The following is a 17712-nucleotide window of genomic DNA, read 5'->3' as shown; positions in this document are numbered from 1 at the left end:
AGGGTGATTTGGATACCATAAAATATTTGCAATTTTATTTCGTTTTTGATAGGGTTGTAAGTAGATATGATGATATTTTTGTAGCTATTGAGTCTGAAATTTTAGCTAAATATCAGAGTTTAAAAGGTGAGTTTTACTTTGAATATGATGAGGCTAAAAGATTTTTAATGCGTCTTTCTAAGGGCGATAGAAAGAGATTTGTAGCTAGTAAATATCTATCTAGGTCGCTAAGTAGTGCGATAATAAATGAGCTTTTAAATAAAAATTTTATCAAAATTGAGCAATCAAAAGAGATTAAACTGCCTAAAATTCGCCATCAAAAGCTAAAAAAGGAGCTTAGAAGGTATCAAATTCAAGATAAAATTCACTTCACAAAACGATTTTATAGATTTTGGTTTAGATTTATTGAGCCAAATTTAAAACTGATAGAAAATAATCAAAATGATATGGTTATGGAGGAGATTCGGCGTGAGTTTGATCACTATTGCTCACTTGAGTTTGAACTAGCGTGTATTGAGCTTTTATCTAAGAGTTTAAATATCCCAAAAGAGCAGATCTCAAGTTATTGGGATAGGGAAAATGAGATTGATATATATGCTAATTATGATGGATTTACCATCGTAGCTGAAGCAAAGTATAAAGAGAGAAAAGTGTGTAAAAATATCTTAAATTTACTAATTCAAAAGTGCGAAAAATCCAAAATAAATTGGGATAAAATAGCGTTATTTTCAAAATCAGGCTTTAGCAATGAGCTTTTAGGGCTTAGAGATGATAGGGTGATTTTGTTTGGGCTTGATGATTTTAAGGATTTATATGAATGAGAAGACTAAAAATATAGAAGATGGGTTAAAAAGTCTAATAGAACAGACTTATCTAATAGAAAAAGAGTATAAAATTTTAGGTGAGTCATATGCGAATTTACAAAAATTTACCCAAGGGATTGTAGAGAGCCTAGGTGCGTCATTGTGGGCGATTAGCTCAAGTGGGGAAGTGGTGCTTAGCAATGATAAGGCTAAGCAGATTATGGGAATTTTAGATGAAATTAATATCCAAAAAAGCACACAAGAGATTGAATTTCAAAATAGAGTTTATGCCATTAAAATCACTAATAGTATGCAAAATCAAATAATCCTAGCTACTGATATAACTGATGAGAAAAGATCAGCTAGACTAGTTTCTATGGGAGCTGTAGCGGCACATTTATCGCATGAAATTCGCAATCCCATAGGCTCAATTTCTTTGCTAACTAGCACTCTTTTAAAGCGAATTGATGACAAAAATCGCCCATTAATTGAAGAGATCCAAAAAGCCATTTATAGGGTTGAGAGGATTATTAAAGCCACGCTTTTATTTACCAAAGGCGTGCATATAAATTCTAATAAATTTGATCTAAGCAAACTAGAGATTATATGCCGTGAAGCTATCAATCAATATGCTTTTAGCAAGGATATTGAGTTTAAATTTAGCGGATTTGATGGGGAGATATGTGGAGATATTAATCTGCTTGATTTGGTATTTACTAATTTTATATTTAATGCTATTGATGCCATTGAAGAGAGCGATGATGAGAGTGGGATTGTGAGCTTAGAGCATAAATTTGAAGATGGTTTGCATAATTTTTATATTAGTGATAGCGGGGTTAATTTGCCTAGTGGGGCGATATTTGAGCCATTTAAAACTACAAAATTAAAAGGCAATGGTCTTGGCCTAGCCCTAAGCTTAGAGATTATAAACGCTCATAAAGGCTCTGTATCAGTCCAAAATAGCCCTAAGCTTTTTACAATAACTCTGCCTTAAAATTATATTTTAAGTAAATTTAGTGTAAATTTAGCAAATTTAATTTACCAAAGGAATATTGATGATACAGACTTGCCTTTTCCCTGCTGCTGGGTATGGAACGAGATTTTTACCAGCGACTAAAAGCTTACCAAAAGAGATGCTCCCTATCCTTACTAAACCCTTAATTCACTATGGTGTAGATGAAGCTAGAGAGGCTGGTATGAGTAATATGGCGTTTGTTACGGGTCGTGGCAAGAGAGCTTTAGAAGATTACTTTGATATAAGTTATGAGTTAGAACATCAAATTTCAGGCACAAATAAAGAGTATATGCTAAATGACATTAGGCAGCTTATGGATCAATGCACATTTACCTTTACTCGCCAGATGCATATGAGAGGGCTAGGCGATGCTATTTATAGCGGAAAAAGGCTTGTTGGAGATGAGGCCTTTGGGGTGATTTTGGCCGATGATTTGTGTATTAATGAAGATGGCGAAAATGTAATGTCTCAAATGGTAAAAATATATGAGAAGTATCGTTGTAGTATCGTTGCTGTGATGGAAGTCTCTAAAGATAGCGTTAGCAGCTATGGAGTTGTCGATGGTAGATTTATAGAAGATGATCTAATAATGGTAAATGATATGATAGAAAAGCCAGACCCAAGCGATGCACCTACAAATTTGGCTATTATAGGTAGATATATTTTAACTCCAGATATTTTTGAGATTATAGAAAATACAAATCCAGGCAAAAATGGCGAAATTCAAATTACTGATGCACTTTTAAAACAGGCTCAAAATGGTATGGTTTTAGCATATAAATTCAAAGGTAGAAGATTTGATTGTGGTAGTGTAAGCGGATTTGTCGAAGCTACAAATTTCTTTTACGAGTATGAAAATGGTAGAAAATAGTCTTAAATTTCATAAGCAAAACATCAGCAGCATTAATAGCTATACAAGACGCATTAATGATGAGATAAATGATGGCCAAATAGGCTATTATCACTTGCCAAGCTTTGAGATAGATGGATTAATAAATGCTATTTCATCTATTAAGAATATGGATTTTGATAGTGTTGTGCTTGTGGGCGTTGGTGGTAGCTCACTTGGCGTTAAGGCTCTTTATGATATGCTAAATTTAAAAAAAGAGCTTATATTTTTAGATAATCTTGATCCATTTAGCATAGAGCAAAAATCAGCTAAAATCAACCCACAAAAATCGATTTTTATAGTATCTAGCAAATCAGGCACAACGATAGAGACTATATCGATATATAAATATATATTGGATAAATTTGATATTAAAGATTATAGCAATTTTATATTTATAACAGACCCAAATAGTCCGCTTGAAAATTACGCTAAAAAGATAAATGCTACGATATTTAATATACCAAAAAATGTAGGCGGTAGATTTAGCGTTCTTTCTGCGATTGGATTAGTTCCGCTTGGGCTTTGTGGTGCTGATATTAAAGCCTTGCTTGATGGGGCTAATAGCGTAAAAGAGCAGTATTTGCAAAATGGCGATGATACAATTTTACAAAAAGCTTATCACTACGCAACCCATAAGAGTGCTAAGATAAATGTTTTATTTAGTTATAGCGATAGATTGACTAGTTTTAATGAGTGGTATATTCAGCTATGGGCTGAGAGCTTGGGCAAAAAGCGTGGATATAAAAGGGTTGGCCTAACTCCAGTTGGTCTAGTAGGTAGTAAAGACCAGCACTCATTTTTACAGCTTATAATGGAAGGCATAAAGGATAAAACCGTAACATTTATAACCATAAAAGACCATGGAAGCGATATAGTGGTGCCAAATTTAAATTTAGATTTTTTAAGCGGATGTGATTTTGTAAATTCTAAACCGATTAGCGATGTATTTAATGCTCAAGCTCACTCAACCATGCAAGCCCTAGCCAGCGAGCTAATAAGCATTGATGAGATAGCTTTAGATAGGATAGATGAGTGGCATTGCGGGTGGCTTATATATTATTATGAGTTGCTTACTAGTGCTATAGGGGTTATGTTTGGTATTAATACCTATGATCAACCAGGAGTTGAAATGGGTAAGAGAATACTTAAAAAGCTTTTAGATGATGGTGATTAATAGATTAAAATTTATACTAAATAATAAAAATTATTATTTATTTTATTATATTTTAAGTTTTAACTCTGTATAATTACACAACTTAAACATAAAGGATTTAAAATGAAAAAAGTAGTAGAGCAGTTAAACCAACTTCAAGCTGACGCACACAGCTTATTTGTTACATTTCATGATTATCACTGGAATGTAAAGGGATTGCAATTTTTCTCAATTCATGAATATACAGAAAAAGAGTATGATGAGTTGGCTGAGCTTTTTGATGAGATGGCTGAAAGAGCTATCCAAATAGGTGGCAAAGCTATTACTAAAGCTGATGAGCTACTAAAAGTTGCTAAAGCACCAAAAATTAGCAAAGATAGCTATACACCAATAGAAGTTATAGAAGCCTTAAAAGCTGCATTTGAGTATCTAGTAGTTGAGTTTAAAAAGCTTGAAGATGTAGCTCAAAAAGCTGATGATAATACAACTGTAGCAATAGCTCAAGAGAACTATGCCAAATTAGAAAAGAAAATTTGGATGCTTAATGCGACTTTAGCATAATTAGATAAAGCGGCTTAAAAACCGCTTTATCTAATTAATTACTTCTTAAATGCTTCAATCTCTATATTTAGTTTGATCTCATCACCAAGTGCTACTGTGCTAGACTCTGGAGCGAAGTTAAAATCACTTCTTTTAATCTTGCCTTCTAGGCTAAATCCTACTATCTCAGCACCTTGTCTATTTTTACTTACTCCACCAAATTCATAATCAAGCACTACTGGTCTAGTAACATCTCTTATTGTTAAATCGCCTTTAATTTTGCCTTGGCCATCTCCACTATTTTCAAAACTTTTCATTATAAATTTGATTTGTGGGAATTTAGCAGTATCAAAGAAATCAGCCTTTTTAAGGTGTGCGTCACGACCTTCATTATTTGTATTGATTGAATCTACTTCGATTGTAGCTGTAAGATTAGATGGAATTTTATTAGTAATATCAAGCTCACCATTAAATTTGCTAAATGTCCCTGTAACATTGCTTACTTGAAGGTGTTTGATTTTAAAAGCTGTGCTAGAATGAACAGCATCAACGCTATAAACGGCTGCATTTGCTACGCTAAAAAGTAGGCCTAGAGCCGCAACTGAAGTTAGAATTTGTTTTTTCATATTTTCTCCTTTTGAGTTTGTAAAATGATTATAATTATCTAAAAATAACATATCTTAAATAATTGAAAATTAATTAAAAACTTTGTTTAATTTATTATTTAAATATATAGCAAATTCATCTATTTTAATATCTCTTGGCACACTATCTCTTTGCTTTTTGCCCCATAATGATTCAGGAAAAAACTCATCATCTTCAAATCTAGCTTGAATATGTATATGAACTCTAGGCACATAGTTAGCAAAACTCGCCCAATTGATTTTTGTAGGGTTATAGAACTCTATCATAGCCTTTTCGCACTCTAAAGCAGCATCAAATAGCCTTTTTCTAGTATTCTCATCGCAGTGGCTAATCTCTTTAAAATTGCTTTTTGTAAAGATTTTTATCCACGGCAAGGCATTTGGCTCGATCTCTATATATATAAAATCATCGCTATAAATCATCATTTAACCTTTATAAAATTTATCAAATTATACCAAATTTATGGCTATTTTATAGGAGTTTTGATAATATGGCGCCATCAAAATAGTAAGGTTAAATATGAAAAGCTGTATAGTGGTCTATGATGGGGTAAATCTTTTAAATTTTGCTAGAATTTATGATATTTTTGCTAGGTGTGGGATTGAGTTTGTGGTGGTTGGATTTAGGGGCGATGCGACTGATGAGATGGGGATTAGTCTTCCTATGCATTTAAGCTGTGAGTCCTTATACGGATATGATATTGTAGCTATCCCAGGTGGCAAGGGTGCTGAGATTTGGGCTGATGATTCTATATTTTTAAGCTGGATGAAAAGTAGTGAAGAATCAAAATATATAATCTCACTAGATAATGGCGATAAGATTTTAGATGGAGCAGAGCTAAATGGGTATAAATTTAGCTCAGATGAGGCGATTTTAGAGTGGATAAAGAGCAAAGTATAATATCAAATTTCGCTAATAAATTAAATGGCGATGATGGTGCGGTTATTGGTAATGTAGTTTATAGCAAGGATATGTTTGTTGAAGATATTCACTTTAAATCACACTGGCTTAGCCCAAGGCAGATAGGCATAAAGGCAATGATGGTAAATTTAAGCGACGCAGTAGCTATGAATGCCACGCCAAGATATGCACTTTTGGGTCTTGGATTGCCTAGGAATTTAAGTAGCAAATATATTAAAGAGCTAAGCAATGGTTTAAAAGAAGCAGCATCGCAGTTTGATACACAAATCATCGGTGGCGATACAATCTCAAGTGATAAATTAATCATTAGCTTAACCATAATCTCATATCTTAACGCTAAAAATCCATTAAGCAGATATGGGGCAAAAGTAGGGGATATAGTGTGCTATACTGGGGATTTAGGCAGTTCGCTAAAGGGGCTTAGGACGCTTTTAAATAATGGCAAGATAGGGGCTAATTCTCGTTTTGTAAGACCAAATTTGAGATTTGAGTTTATTAAACGCAGTGCTAAATGGCTAAGGGCTGGTATGGATATTAGCGATGGATTGGCTAGTGATTTGGCTAAAATTACGCAAAATAGGGGAGTTAAATTTAATAAAAAGTTATCTAAAATCGAATTTATCAGCGCAGAAGAGTATGAGATGCTTATAGCGGTGCCACCTAGAAATATAAAAAGGGTGTTAAATCAAGCCAAAATGTGTAGAGTAAAGCTAAATTTACTAGGTAAAATTATAAACGAAAGGGCAAAATTTCATGGAAAGTTCACCCATTTTTAAACCATTATTAACAACAACACATACGCCAATCAATGCGCATTTTAGCAAAAATGCTAGTGATTTTGTGGTGCGTGAGATTCCACTATATGAGTTTAGTGGAAATGGCGAGCATTTAGTTATGCAAATTCAAAAAAAAGGCCTAAGCACATCTGAGGCATTGAGTATTTTAGCATCAGCTACTGGTGCTAAGGTTAGAGATTTTGGCTATGCTGGATTAAAAGATAAAGAGGGTATGACTACGCAATATATCTCAATTCCAGCTAAATTTCAGAGTGCTATAGCGAATTTCTCTTATGATAATATTAAAATTTTAAATACTACTCGCCATAATAATAAGCTTAGAATTGGTCATTTGAAGGGTAATCACTTTTTTATTCGCCTTAAAAAAGTGCTTCCAAGCGAGGCTCAAAAGCTAAAAAATGCTATAAATTTGATTGATAGTCGTGGTTTTGCTAATTACTTTGGCTATCAAAGATTTGGTAAATTTGCTAATAATTATCAAAATGCTAAAGAGCTACTAACTGCTATGGCAAACGGGGATAAAAAAATTCTTAAAAAATATAATCCAAAGCTTAGAGATTTTTTAATTAGTGCGTATCAGGGTGAGCTTTTTAATCGCTATCTTAGCAAGCGTGTGGAGATTAGCCGATTTTGCGATAGTTTTAGCATTAAGGAGTTAGCTGAAATTTATAAATTTGATATGGATACAATCAAAGATTTAAAATCCCAAAAGCAGTTTTTTAAGCTAATTCGTGGCGAAGTGATGGGGCATTATCCATTTGGTAGGCTATTTTTGTGTGAAGATTTAAGCTGTGAAGTTGAGAAATTTATCCAAAGGGATCGCACTAGCTGTGGATTGCTTCTAGGCTCTAAAGCGTATGAGGCTAGTGGCGTGGCTATGCAGATTGAAAGAGATATTATAGGGACTGAGTTTATCAAATTTATGAATGGCTCAAGGAGGTTTAACTGGGTTTGGGCTGATGAGATGAGGTATAGCTACAATGAAGAAGAGGCTCAATTTAGCCTTAGTTTTACACTACAAAAGGGCTCTTATGCTACTACTTTATTGCGTGAGATTTTAGGTAGGGAGATATTTGATTTTGCGGATTTGTAGTTTAGAGCTACAAATCCAAATTTAATCTGTTTATTTAAAGCTTATTAATTTATTATTTAGCTTAACCGCACTATCTAAGATCTCATCAGATACTTGCTCGATATGGGTCGCAAGCTCAGTAAGCTCGGTGGCAGCGGTGCTGACTTTTTCTATATTATTGCTTAGCATTGCCATTCTCTCTTTGGCATCGTTTGATTTATCCTCTACGGTTTTAGTGGATTTAATACCAGAGTCTAGTGTGCTAATCGAATTTGCTATCTCATCTTTTAGATCAGCAGCTTTTTCTGAAGTGTTACTCATTGATAGATGAATATCATCCATTAGAGATTTATTGTTATTTACTTGTTGGACTATGGTTTGGACTATGATATTGATATCACCTAGTGATTTGCTAGTTTTTTCAGCTAAGGCACGGACTTCATCAGCCACAACGGCAAAGCCTCTACCATGCTCACCAGCCCTAGCTGCTTCTATAGCGGCATTTAGGGCTAGTAGATTTGTCTGATCGGCAATATCTTTAATCTGGTTAGTAACGCCATATATAGTATCTGCACTTTGGACTAGTTGATCCATATTAGCTACTATTTCATTCTCTTGTTGGCTACTTACTTCTATCAATTCTATTAACTCTAAAAGAGTTTGCTCTGCTGTATTCATCAGAGTTTTTAGATCTTGCATATTTATAGTAGCGTCATTGGCAAGCTGTTTATTTAAATTTATAGTGTCGTTTAGTAAGATTGTCAATTTTTGTACGCTTGCTACTTGTTCGTGTTGGTGAAGTGAGTTCTCTTTTAATTTATGTGCGTTTTGTTGTAAAGAGATTGAGTTTTTATGACTGCTATTTGCACTATCGATCGCTTCTAGGACGGAGTTTTGGACTATTTGGATAAATTTGTTTATATATCCAGCACTAGTGGCTAATTCGCTTTTTGGGTCTATTTTTAAGCGAGAGTTAAGATTTGCTTTGTTGCTTGCTAAATTTGAGCTAAGCGATTCTAGATTTTTAGTTGGGATAACTACTTTGACAAGTGTCAAATATATAAATAACGCAAATATAAGCAAGGTTACACCAAATACTATAATTGAGATATATAGTTGGTTTTTGTTGTTTTCTTCTATTTGATTTGCGATTATGGTTTCAAATTTGGTTAATTTTTTGTTTAGCTCTTGATTTAGGTATAGGGTAGAGTTATCTTGCATTACGCTGATTTGGCTTAACATCATAGAGTAGTGCTTTTTAAATAAATTTAATAGCTCACTATCATCTAATCTAGCTTGATCTACCTTTTTAACAAGCTCATTAAGCGTATCTAAAACATCTTTAGCCAATATATTTTGAGTTGATACAATGGCTAAGATTTGATCCATTGCCTCTAATAGAGCTAGGTTTTCTGGAGTTGGGTTTGCCACTACTAATTTATCTATATCGTGGCTTAGAGTGAATAGATATGCTTTTGAGTTTATAGCGATTGAATTTGCTGATTTAAATCTCTCTAATTGTATCTGCTTATCCTCAAATGATTTAGATATTGAGCTTAGCATATTAGCATCTACATCCAAAGTGGCTAAATATTTTAAAGTTTCTCTAAATTTATTGCTATTGATTACGCTTTGGTCGTAGTTTATGAAATTAAATCTAGTTTTGAATACATGATCGATTTGTAGATCATAAATTTGTAGATGTTGCGTAGCCATTGTTATCTTTTCATTTTTTAGAGCGGATCTATAATTATTAAAAATAAATACCAAAAGAATAAAAATAAATACCAACACAAGCACAGTAAGTGCGATAAACTGCTTTAAAAAAGTGATTTTTCTAGAATTGTTCATTATATTCCCCTGTTAAACTCTCTAAAAATGCGACTATATCTTCTACTGTTTGCTGATCTAGGAATTTGCCTAATTGATAATAAGCCATAAATTGCACGCACGCATCAAGTGTAGGAATGCTACCATCGTGATAGTATGGGGCTGTTTTGGCTACATTTCTTAGACTTGGAACTTTAAAGACCATTTTATCAGATTCTACCTTTGTAATTTCATAGCGACCCAAATTCTCTTGATTTGGATATGGCTTGAAAATTCCGATCTTTTGATACATTGTCCCACCGATATTTTGACCTTGATGACAAGCTACGCAACCATTAGTTTTAAAGGCATTCCAGCCTCTTTTTGCTGCTTCACTAATGGCATTTTCATCACCTTTTTGGTATCTATCAAATGGAGCATTTGGGGTGATTAATGTCTTTTCAAACTCAGCTATAGCATCGGTGATATTATCCATATTTATTTCACCATAAATTTTATTAAATTTAGCTTTATAATCAGGATTTTGCTCTATTATCTTTATAACTTCAGCTTCATCATTTAGTCCCATCTCTTGCGGATTAGTAAAAGGCGCTCTAGCTTGATCAGCTAAATCTTTAGCTCTGCCATTCCAAAATTGAACGAAATTAAATGCCGCATTGAATGTAGTTGGCGAGTTAAAAGGAGTATCCATAACTCCATTTATACCAGTTGAAAATACTTGATTATCCACACCAAAGGTCTTTGTATCGTGGCAGGTATTACACGAAACTTTCCCATCTGCTGATAGTGTAGTATCCATATATAGCTGCTTTCCTAGCATTGCTTTTTCTTTGTTATATGGGATACTATCAGGAATAGGCGTAATCATCTGATTTTGATTTATCTCAGTTTGAGCATTACATATTGTCAAGGCTGATAAAGCTATGATTATCGCTCTTTTCATTTATTCTCCTTAATATTTTCTACAAGATAAATAATTTAAAGGTATAATTATGCTATAAATTCTATTAAAAACTTATAAAATATTGTAAAATAAATTTAAATTGTAAATTTAAGCTATTTTTGGCTAGAATTACGCTTGGTGCGATGGATGGTCGCAAGGTAAAAGCCTTGAGGAAAGTCCGAGCTGCAATAAGACAGAGTTCCACCTAACGGGTGGCTGGGGTAACCCAAGGGAAAGTGCAACAGAAAGGAAACTACCGTTTAAGCGGTGATGGTGAAACGGTGGAGTAAGAGCCCACCAGTGCTAGTAGAGATATTAGTAGCTATGCAAACCCAACTCGCAGCAAGAAGGGGTGGTTTGGAGTCTTATATTCAACCCTTCGCTTGAATTTGGTTTAAAATCAAATCTAGATAAATGACCATCATAACAGAACTCGGCTTATAGTCGCACCATTTTAAATTTATTTGATTTAAAAATCATATTTTTTGGCTTTTTTGACCTTTTTTAGCTCTACTTCAAGCTCTTTTTGTCTATTTCTAAAAAGCTGAGTTGCACTCTTTAACAGCTCGGCTGTGCATTCTAGCTCTTCTGGGCTTAGCTTTGGTGGGTAGTTGTTTATTAGATATTCTATCCTATCTAAATTTTCACTTACCAAAGCGGCTTTAAACTCATTAAGCCAATTCATTTTCGCCCTTTGTAGCATCTTTCCACGCTTCTAAAAGCTCTCTAGTTACATGAACGACTTCATCTAGTTTGTTTTGGTCATTGTCGATATTGGCCTCTGATATTAGCTGAATTTGCCTACTATATAGACCTTGTAGGTAGTGGCTGATTTGACCTTGACTCATATCAAGTGAGTTTATAAGCTCAAAAAATATGGCATTAGTCTTGTTTAAAAATAGCACCTTACTCTCTATATCTCCAGCGTCCATTGATTTTTTAGCTCTATATATAAAGCGTAAAATCCCCTCATATAGCATTGTAATTAGCTTTTGCGGGGAGTCAATCCCCATATTATTTTGATTATAGGCTGCGTATGCAGCATTAGATGATGCCATCTTAGCTCCTTTATTTATTAGCATTGGCAGCAGCCTCAATCATACTATTTACGGTTTTACTTTGGTTTTCTAATTTTGCTATGATGCTATCATATTGAACCCATTTTTCAGCCATTTGAGTATATTTAGTATCTAGCTCTTTTTGTCTTCTCTCTTTGGTTTCAGTTAGGGATTTTTGAGAGCTAGTTAGGTTTTTTTCGTAGGCTGTGAGTGTGCCATTTTTGCCGATTAGACCAGTTAGCGTATCATTTAACTCTTTGAAAAATCCACCCACAATCTCAGTTTTGCCATCTAGCTTTTGCTCTTTTAGACCTAGTTTTTCTAAAAATGTTTTATCGCCTTTTATCTCTATATCTGTGCCACCAGAGCCTTTTATGACTAGTTTGCCATCTTTGTCAAATGATACTGATACATCGCTTAGATTTTTGGCATTTGCTATGGCTTTTAGTAGGGCGTTTTTCTTATCTTTTTCATTTCCAGTGCCATTAGTTCCGCTTGTGCTACTACTACCAGCGGTGTAATCTTTTGGGATATTTATATCTATCTCTACGCCATTGATGGTTAATTTACCTTTTATCTCATCATTCCATTCTACCTTTTTATCCCCTTTTAGGGTAACATTGGTAAATTTAGTCTCTGAGCTAAAGAAGTTTTTAAACTCACTAAATTTAGTATTTATCATATCACTTGCTACTGATGAGTCTAGTTTCAATATCCCATCTTTAGTAAGGGTTACGCCAAAATCAGCTAGGGATTTACCATCTTTGCTTAGTCCATTTATGGTTTTATTTAGCTCTGTTACTATCGATGTTATCTCTCTTACGCCTTGGAATGTCCCTGCTATTTTATTCTCGCTATCATATTTAGTAGCTTCGTTTATATTATTTATTATGGAGTTATAGGATTCTACCATTGATTTTAGGTCTTCTAGTATCCCTTCTGTGCTTTGAGTGATGGATACATTAGTATTCTCATCTGGTTTATCAACCTTATTTAGAGTTAAGCTAACGCCTAAAATCAGATCTTCAACTTTATTTGAGCTTCTGGTTATATCTATGCCATTATATTGGAATTTAGCATCTTGAGCTTTTAGGATTTGGGTGCCGGCGTTTTTCTTTTGATCATCGCTTAATTGGCTAGGGTCTTTTAGGGTTAATCTATTAATCTCGTTACCATAGCTATCTTTTGTTGTTGTTCCGCCAGTATTACTTGCCTTATCAAAATAAAATCCCAAAGCCTCTAGCGTAGTATCTGAGCTAGTATTACCACTACCAGCTGGTTTTGTAATGCTATAAAATTCAATCTTATTTGCCTCTCCGGTTTCAGCTGATTGGATAATTAATCTATATGGCTCATTACCACCTACATTTAGGATTTTGGCTTGGACTTTTTTATCCGTGGATTCATTTATCTTTTCAGCTAATTGCTCTAAAGTGGTAGTGGAGTCAGCATTAATCACATAATCCTTACCACCAATACTAATCCCAAAGCTCACATCTTGACTAAAGACACTATCTGTTCTTGACCCAAAGGTCTTAGACTGAAATGAGTCTTGACTAGCTAGTTGCTGGACGCTTAAATTCATAGTTTGCTCAGCTACACCAGTGCTTGCTGATACGGTTACGCTACCACTTCCTGTAGCTTTGGTATCTCGCTTTAGATAGGTATTATCGCCAGTTAAATTTGAGACACTACTTTTAAAGGTATTAAGTAGTGTTGTAATGGCGGTTAGATCTTTTTGTTTAGTTAGATTGCTTTGGATCTCTTTCTCTAAAGGCTTGATTAGAGCCTTGGTATCTGCTTCTTTTAGTTTATCTATAGTATCCCAGCTTAGGACATTGCCACTACCTAAGCCTAGTTGTGATTTTTCAGTATTGATTGCCATTTTTATTCCTTTTTATCAAATATTATACCGATTATATCTTTGAAGTGTTCTGTAAGCTTCATCGCTTGTTCGGTTGGAATTTTGCGGATTATGGTGCCAGTATCTTTCTCCATAACATTTATAAACATACTATCAATCTTATCATTGTAGCCAAATCTAATATTTGTGCTAAGTAGGCTAAGGTTGTCATTAGCTTGAGATAGAATATTTTGAATTTGCTCGTTTGTTAGACGCTCATTAGTGCCATTTTGTGAATTTTGGTTTTGCTGTGAATTTGAGTTTTCTACCGCTGTAGATTGCGTATTCAATCTTTGAGTTGCGTTTGCAGCGTTAGACATATCCATTTGTTGCTGTTGTGCGGCTACTTTGAAAATTTCCATTTGGCATCCTTTTAAATAAAATTAAATCAGTTTGATTAAGCATTAAATCGGCTTAAATAGAATAAAAATTTATAGTATGCCTATATATTTATCGCATATATGAAGCAAATTTTATACCAAATTTATAGATATTTTGATAATATTTATCCCAATTAAAGGAGTATGAGTATGAGAGTTTGTATAGATTGTGAATGTCTGCTTTTGGCTGAGAGTTTAAGGCTATTTTTAGGCTCTAGTGCGACAACTAGGAAAGATTGTGATTTTATAGTAAGCGATAGGGCAACCAAAGGGAGTAAGCCAGTCTTTGTAATAGATAGTAATTCGCCATATCTTAAGGTTCCTTTTAATAAAGAAACGCTACTAAATACTCTAGGGGAGTTCTACTCAGCTATGCAAATTAGTGGCAAAATTCAGTCAAGTGAGCTTACTAGTTTGGAGCGTAGAGTAGGTGATTTGGTGGATAAATTTAAATCTGATTTGATTAGAATAATAAAAGATGAGTATGAAAAATAATCTATTTGCGACTATTTCAAGCGGTAAATATAAGGGCAAGAGACTGAATTTACCATCTCTATCCACAACTAGAAGCACCAAATCAATAGTAAAAGAGTCAGTATTTAATAGCTTACAAAATGATATTTATAACTCTGTGTTTATAGAGCTATTTGGTGGTAGCGGATTGATGGCAGCAACTGCAGTTAGCAACTATGCTAAGAAAGGCTATGCCATAGAGCTTGATAAACTAGCATTTAATAGCTTAAAATCCAATTATGATAAAATCGGCGATAGCGATTTAATAGCACTTTATGGCGATACATTTAAGCTAACTCCTAAGATAGTTGATGAGAATATAACGCAAAAAATCATACTCTATGTAGATCCGCCATTTGATATTAGAGATGGTTTTGATGGGATATATGATAGAATTTATGAGCTACTAGCTAAACTAAAGGTGGATATAGTGGTGATAGAGCATATATCTAGCCATAATGCTTTAGATAAAATAGGCGAACTAATCCTATATAAAAGCCGTAAATTTGGTAATACAAGCTTGAGTTATTATACAAAATGTATTTCGTAAAAGAGTGCTATAGCCACGAGCAAGATATTAAAAAATCAAATTTTGCTAGTTATATCTGTCCTTTTAGCGAATTTGATAGCTTAAGAGCAAAATTAAAAGATGAAAATCCAAAGGCAGCACACATAGTCTGGGCATATCGCTACTATAATAAATATTTTCAAATTGTAGAAAACTCCAGCGATGATGGAGAGCCAAAGGGAAGCTCTGGGCCGCCTTGCTTAGATGCTTTGCGTGGGGCGAATTTGATTGATACGGCTGTGATAGTGGTGCGATATTTTGGCGGAGTAAAGCTTGGGGTTGGGGGCTTGGTTAGAGCGTATGGGAGTAGTGCAAACCTAGCTATAAACAAGGCTCAATTAATAAAATATGTAAGTCGCAATATAGCTAGTTTATTTGTGCCATTTTCGCTACTTTCTAGGTTTGATTACTATGATGATAAGAATGGATTAAACGCAGATAAAAGCTATAGCCAATCTGGGTGCGTGTATGAGTTTAATCTAAGCTTAGATGAGTTTGCGAATTTACATAAATTCGTGCTTGGCTATGAGATGGCTGGAGTGGAGTATTATGCTGTGCCATTAGAGGCTAAAAATTTGTTTATTAAAATCTAAGTTTTAGCTCAGCGACATTGAAAGGCTTTTATAAAATAAAAATGCCAAACTGGGAAGGGACCCTGATTTTTAAGGAATAGGGGAAACTATTTTGGCTTTCAAAAATTTAGTCCGCGTTAGTCGGACGGATAACTTTAGTGTTTGGTTCTTTAGCACGGATTTATTCGTGCGTTAAAAGAACATAGAGATAGTTTCTCCTATCCCTTAAAGAAAAGAATTTAAAAAACTTTGGTCGCAAAGAAATTCTTTTTCTTAAGTGGGAAGGGGGACGCTTTTTGGCAGATGAGTAGCGTGATAGTTAAATGATGGCTATCCATCATTTAACGACGCTACGAAACATAAGAGCGAAGCTACCTTACCCTTCCCCCTTAATTTATACTCCAAATTTTCGCCAAAAACTCCTGCGAGTTTTTTGTTGCGAAAATTTTGAAAAAGCCTTTCAATGTTGCTGAGCTTTCGCTCAGATTTTATAAAACAAATTTGAAGCAAATAGGGGAACCCCACGAAGTGGGGCTTTATGTGGGTCAAGGATTACACTCCAAATTTTCGCCAAAAACTCCTTCGAGTTTTTTATTGCGAAAATTTTATAAAATAAAAATGCCAAACTGGGAAGGGGTTGGGATTTTTAAGGGATAGGGGAAACTGTTTTGGCTTTCAAATTATAGTTTCCCCTGTCCCTTAAAGAAAAGAATTTAAAAAAACTTTGGTCGCAAAGGTCACAAAAATAAAACAACCATTTAGGTTATTTTGCTTTTGCGAAAATTTTGTCGCAAACGGCGACTTGTTGCCGTGCGAAGTTAAAAATGGTCGGCTTAGCTCTAGCGAAGTAAATATTTAAGCAAGAAGGGTTATTATTAGAATACTAGTTATTTCTTATAATGATTTATAAATATTTATCGTGAAATTTAATATCAAATTCCAGTATAAATATAATCACTCATAACCGGCGTTAAACCAGCATTTTTAATGGCTGTTTTCATCTGATTTACATCTCTATTATCGCTGATTTCAAACTGACCATCGCCTTTATCTTTATCATCTTTGCCGCCGTGTTCGCCGATACCGACACTTACTCCAGCTGATACTTTAGTAATGCCAAGAGCCATAGCATTATCCCTAAAATACGCACTCTCACGACTACTAAGCGTGATATTAGCATATGGCAAAAATAGTCTATAAGCAGCGATTACTTGGAGCAAGGCGCGCTCGGTTACATCTTTTGGATTGATTTTGTTATTATTTATAATCGGTCTTAGGCGTGGGACGGAGATAGAGATCTCTGCGTGTGGGTATTTGGATTGGATTAATGAGGCGTGAAGGGCAGTTGCCATAGCATCTTTACGCCAATCATCAATCCCAAGAAGTGCTGCAAATGCTACTCCACGCATACCGCCTATTAATGCTCTTTCTTGAGCGTTAAATCTATATGGAAAGACCCTTTTATTGCCGTAAAGATGAATTTTGCCATATTTTATAGGATTATAAGTCTCTTGGAAAACTGTGACAAAATCCACGCCGTTATCGTGTAAAATGGCGTATTCATCGCTATTTAATGGGTAAATTTCAACCCCAACTATATCAAAATACTCTTTGGCTAATTTACAAGCGTTTGCGATATAATTTAGCGGTGTTTTGGTTTGGGATTCGCCAGTTAAGATAAGTATCTCTTTTAATCCAGTTTTAGCGATATTTTTTAGCTCTTTAATGATGTCATTCTCATCTAATTGAGCCCTTTTAATATCATTACCCACCTTAAAACCGCAATAAACGCAGTTATTATCGCAGTGATTTGCTATGTATTGCGGGGTAAAAAGGTATATATTTTTACCAAAATATCGCTCTTTTATAGCCTTAGATTTTGCTACCATCTCTTCAAGGAAATTCGCAGCTACAGGGCTTAATAGAGCTTGGAGATCTCTTAAATTCAGATTATCTTTATCTAGGGCTTTTTGGACATCAAAAGCGTTAAATTCATCGAAATTTACATTTTTGTGCGCATTTAAAACTTTTAGCATTATATCGCTATCAATTCGCTCTTGCGATGGTAGATACTCCATTGGGTCTGTTTTTTGTATAAATTTCATCT

The 17712-nt window shown here is 34.4% G+C and carries 20 protein-coding genes and 1 other RNA gene; 12 read left to right on the top strand and 9 right to left on the bottom strand.

The genetic code is table 11. The annotated features are described in order from the left end of the window. Positions 1 to 26: 26 nt before the first annotated feature. The 5 genes from CSUIS_RS05290 to CSUIS_RS05270 all read left to right on the top strand — a co-directional run bounded on the left by CSUIS_RS05290 (position 27) and on the right by CSUIS_RS05270 (position 4424). Positions 27 to 821 (top strand): DUF234 domain-containing protein, encoded by a 795-nt coding sequence (locus tag CSUIS_RS05290; protein ID WP_086298590.1) that lies wholly within the window; start codon positions 27 to 29, stop codon positions 819 to 821. Then, positions 814 to 1797, top strand: a complete 984-nt coding sequence (locus tag CSUIS_RS05285; protein ID WP_086242611.1) for a sensor histidine kinase — start codon at positions 814 to 816, stop codon at positions 1795 to 1797. Before CSUIS_RS05290 ends, CSUIS_RS05285 begins: the two co-directional genes overlap by 8 nt. A gap of 61 nt (positions 1798 to 1858) precedes the next feature. Further along, entirely contained in the window at positions 1859 to 2689 is an 831-nt protein-coding gene (gene galU, locus CSUIS_RS05280; protein WP_086236508.1) for a UTP--glucose-1-phosphate uridylyltransferase GalU, read from the top strand. Continuing rightward, entirely contained in the window at positions 2676 to 3884 is a 1209-nt protein-coding gene (locus tag CSUIS_RS05275) for a glucose-6-phosphate isomerase (RefSeq protein ID WP_086298588.1), read from the top strand. Before galU ends, CSUIS_RS05275 begins: the two co-directional genes overlap by 14 nt. 102 nt (positions 3885 to 3986) lie before the next feature. Beyond that, positions 3987 to 4424: a Dps family protein gene (locus CSUIS_RS05270; protein WP_086236509.1), complete on the top strand. Its 438-nt coding sequence runs from the start codon at positions 3987 to 3989 to the stop codon at positions 4422 to 4424. A gap of 38 nt (positions 4425 to 4462) precedes the next feature. Here CSUIS_RS05270 and CSUIS_RS05265 read toward each other — a convergent pair whose 3' ends face one another. Together CSUIS_RS05265 and CSUIS_RS05260 are read right to left on the bottom strand one after the other, a co-directional pair. Beyond that, positions 4463 to 5029: a YceI family protein gene (locus tag CSUIS_RS05265; protein WP_086242612.1), complete on the bottom strand. Its 567-nt coding sequence runs from the start codon at positions 5027 to 5029 to the stop codon at positions 4463 to 4465. Positions 5030 to 5098: 69 nt separating this feature from the next. Next, the gene (locus CSUIS_RS05260; protein WP_086236511.1) at positions 5099 to 5470 is read right to left on the bottom strand and encodes an HIT family protein; all 372 of its coding nucleotides are present in this window, start codon (positions 5468 to 5470) and stop codon (positions 5099 to 5101) included. Between the two features lie 97 nt (positions 5471 to 5567). Between CSUIS_RS05260 and CSUIS_RS05255 the strand changes: the two genes are divergently transcribed. From CSUIS_RS05255 to truD, 3 genes are read left to right on the top strand one after another with little or no spacing between them, the layout of a single operon-like run. After that, positions 5568 to 5948 (top strand): DJ-1/PfpI family protein, encoded by a 381-nt coding sequence (locus tag CSUIS_RS05255; RefSeq protein WP_086236512.1) that lies wholly within the window; start codon positions 5568 to 5570, stop codon positions 5946 to 5948. Further along, on the top strand, positions 5927 to 6745 hold the full coding sequence (locus tag CSUIS_RS05250) for a thiamine-phosphate kinase (RefSeq protein WP_086297628.1): 819 nt from the start codon (positions 5927 to 5929) through the stop codon (positions 6743 to 6745). The genes CSUIS_RS05255 and CSUIS_RS05250 overlap by 22 nt, the downstream gene beginning before the upstream one ends. Then, complete coding sequence (gene truD, locus CSUIS_RS05245) at positions 6723 to 7859, top strand: tRNA pseudouridine(13) synthase TruD (protein ID WP_086297625.1); 1137 nt, start codon at positions 6723 to 6725, stop codon at positions 7857 to 7859. Before CSUIS_RS05250 ends, truD begins: the two co-directional genes overlap by 23 nt. A gap of 30 nt (positions 7860 to 7889) precedes the next feature. Here truD and CSUIS_RS05240 read toward each other — a convergent pair whose 3' ends face one another. Together CSUIS_RS05240 and CSUIS_RS05235 are read right to left on the bottom strand one after the other, a co-directional pair. Continuing rightward, positions 7890 to 9689, bottom strand: a complete 1800-nt coding sequence (locus CSUIS_RS05240; protein WP_086297622.1) for a methyl-accepting chemotaxis protein — start codon at positions 9687 to 9689, stop codon at positions 7890 to 7892. Continuing rightward, positions 9676 to 10611, bottom strand: a complete 936-nt coding sequence (locus CSUIS_RS05235; RefSeq protein WP_086297619.1) for a cytochrome-c peroxidase — start codon at positions 10609 to 10611, stop codon at positions 9676 to 9678. Before CSUIS_RS05235 ends, CSUIS_RS05240 begins: the two co-directional genes overlap by 14 nt. A 135-nt stretch (positions 10612 to 10746) precedes the next feature. Here CSUIS_RS05235 and rnpB point away from each other — a divergent pair. Next, positions 10747 to 11068, top strand: an RNA gene (gene rnpB, locus CSUIS_RS05230) — RNase P RNA component class A. Between the two features lie 12 nt (positions 11069 to 11080). On the opposite strand, the gene CSUIS_RS05225 is transcribed toward rnpB, so the two are convergent. From CSUIS_RS05225 to CSUIS_RS05210, 4 genes are read right to left on the bottom strand one after another with little or no spacing between them, the layout of a single operon-like run. Continuing rightward, on the bottom strand, positions 11081 to 11296 hold the full coding sequence (locus CSUIS_RS05225) for a hypothetical protein (protein WP_192940170.1): 216 nt from the start codon (positions 11294 to 11296) through the stop codon (positions 11081 to 11083). Beyond that, positions 11283 to 11669 carry a flagellar export chaperone FliS gene (fliS, locus tag CSUIS_RS05220; protein WP_086236931.1) on the bottom strand — a complete coding sequence of 129 codons (387 nt, stop codon included), beginning with the start codon at positions 11667 to 11669 and terminating at the stop codon, positions 11283 to 11285. The genes CSUIS_RS05225 and fliS overlap by 14 nt, the downstream gene beginning before the upstream one ends. Before the next feature lie 10 nt (positions 11670 to 11679). Next, positions 11680 to 13554, bottom strand: coding sequence for a flagellar filament capping protein FliD (gene fliD, locus CSUIS_RS05215; protein ID WP_086297616.1), 1875 nt, complete (start codon positions 13552 to 13554; stop codon positions 11680 to 11682). A 2-nt stretch (positions 13555 to 13556) separates the two neighbouring features. Beyond that, positions 13557 to 13934, bottom strand: coding sequence for a flagellar protein FlaG (locus tag CSUIS_RS05210; protein ID WP_086297613.1), 378 nt, complete (start codon positions 13932 to 13934; stop codon positions 13557 to 13559). Between the two features lie 168 nt (positions 13935 to 14102). On the opposite strand from CSUIS_RS05210, the gene CSUIS_RS05205 reads away from it, so the two are divergent. Genes CSUIS_RS05205 through CSUIS_RS05195 form a run of 3 tightly spaced genes read left to right on the top strand, consistent with a single transcriptional unit; the run spans position 14103 to position 15626 of the window. Continuing rightward, positions 14103 to 14447, top strand: a complete 345-nt coding sequence (locus CSUIS_RS05205; protein WP_086292810.1) for an ornithine carbamoyltransferase — start codon at positions 14103 to 14105, stop codon at positions 14445 to 14447. Then, complete coding sequence (gene rsmD, locus CSUIS_RS05200) at positions 14437 to 15015, top strand: 16S rRNA (guanine(966)-N(2))-methyltransferase RsmD (protein WP_236860765.1); 579 nt, start codon at positions 14437 to 14439, stop codon at positions 15013 to 15015. The genes CSUIS_RS05205 and rsmD overlap by 11 nt, the downstream gene beginning before the upstream one ends. After that, the gene (locus CSUIS_RS05195) at positions 15003 to 15626 is read left to right on the top strand and encodes a YigZ family protein (protein WP_086297608.1); all 624 of its coding nucleotides are present in this window, start codon (positions 15003 to 15005) and stop codon (positions 15624 to 15626) included. Before rsmD ends, CSUIS_RS05195 begins: the two co-directional genes overlap by 13 nt. A gap of 911 nt (positions 15627 to 16537) precedes the next feature. On the opposite strand, the gene thiH is transcribed toward CSUIS_RS05195, so the two are convergent. Beyond that, entirely contained in the window at positions 16538 to 17710 is a 1173-nt protein-coding gene (gene thiH / locus CSUIS_RS05190) for a 2-iminoacetate synthase ThiH (RefSeq protein WP_086297605.1), read from the bottom strand. Positions 17711 to 17712: the final 2 nt, after the last annotated feature.

It is taken from the genome of Campylobacter porcelli (genome assembly GCF_002139855.1).
Lineage (GTDB): Bacteria > Campylobacterota > Campylobacteria > Campylobacterales > Campylobacteraceae > Campylobacter > Campylobacter porcelli.
Note: the sequence above shows the minus strand (reverse complement) of the source record. Positions and strands in the feature narration are given on the sequence as shown.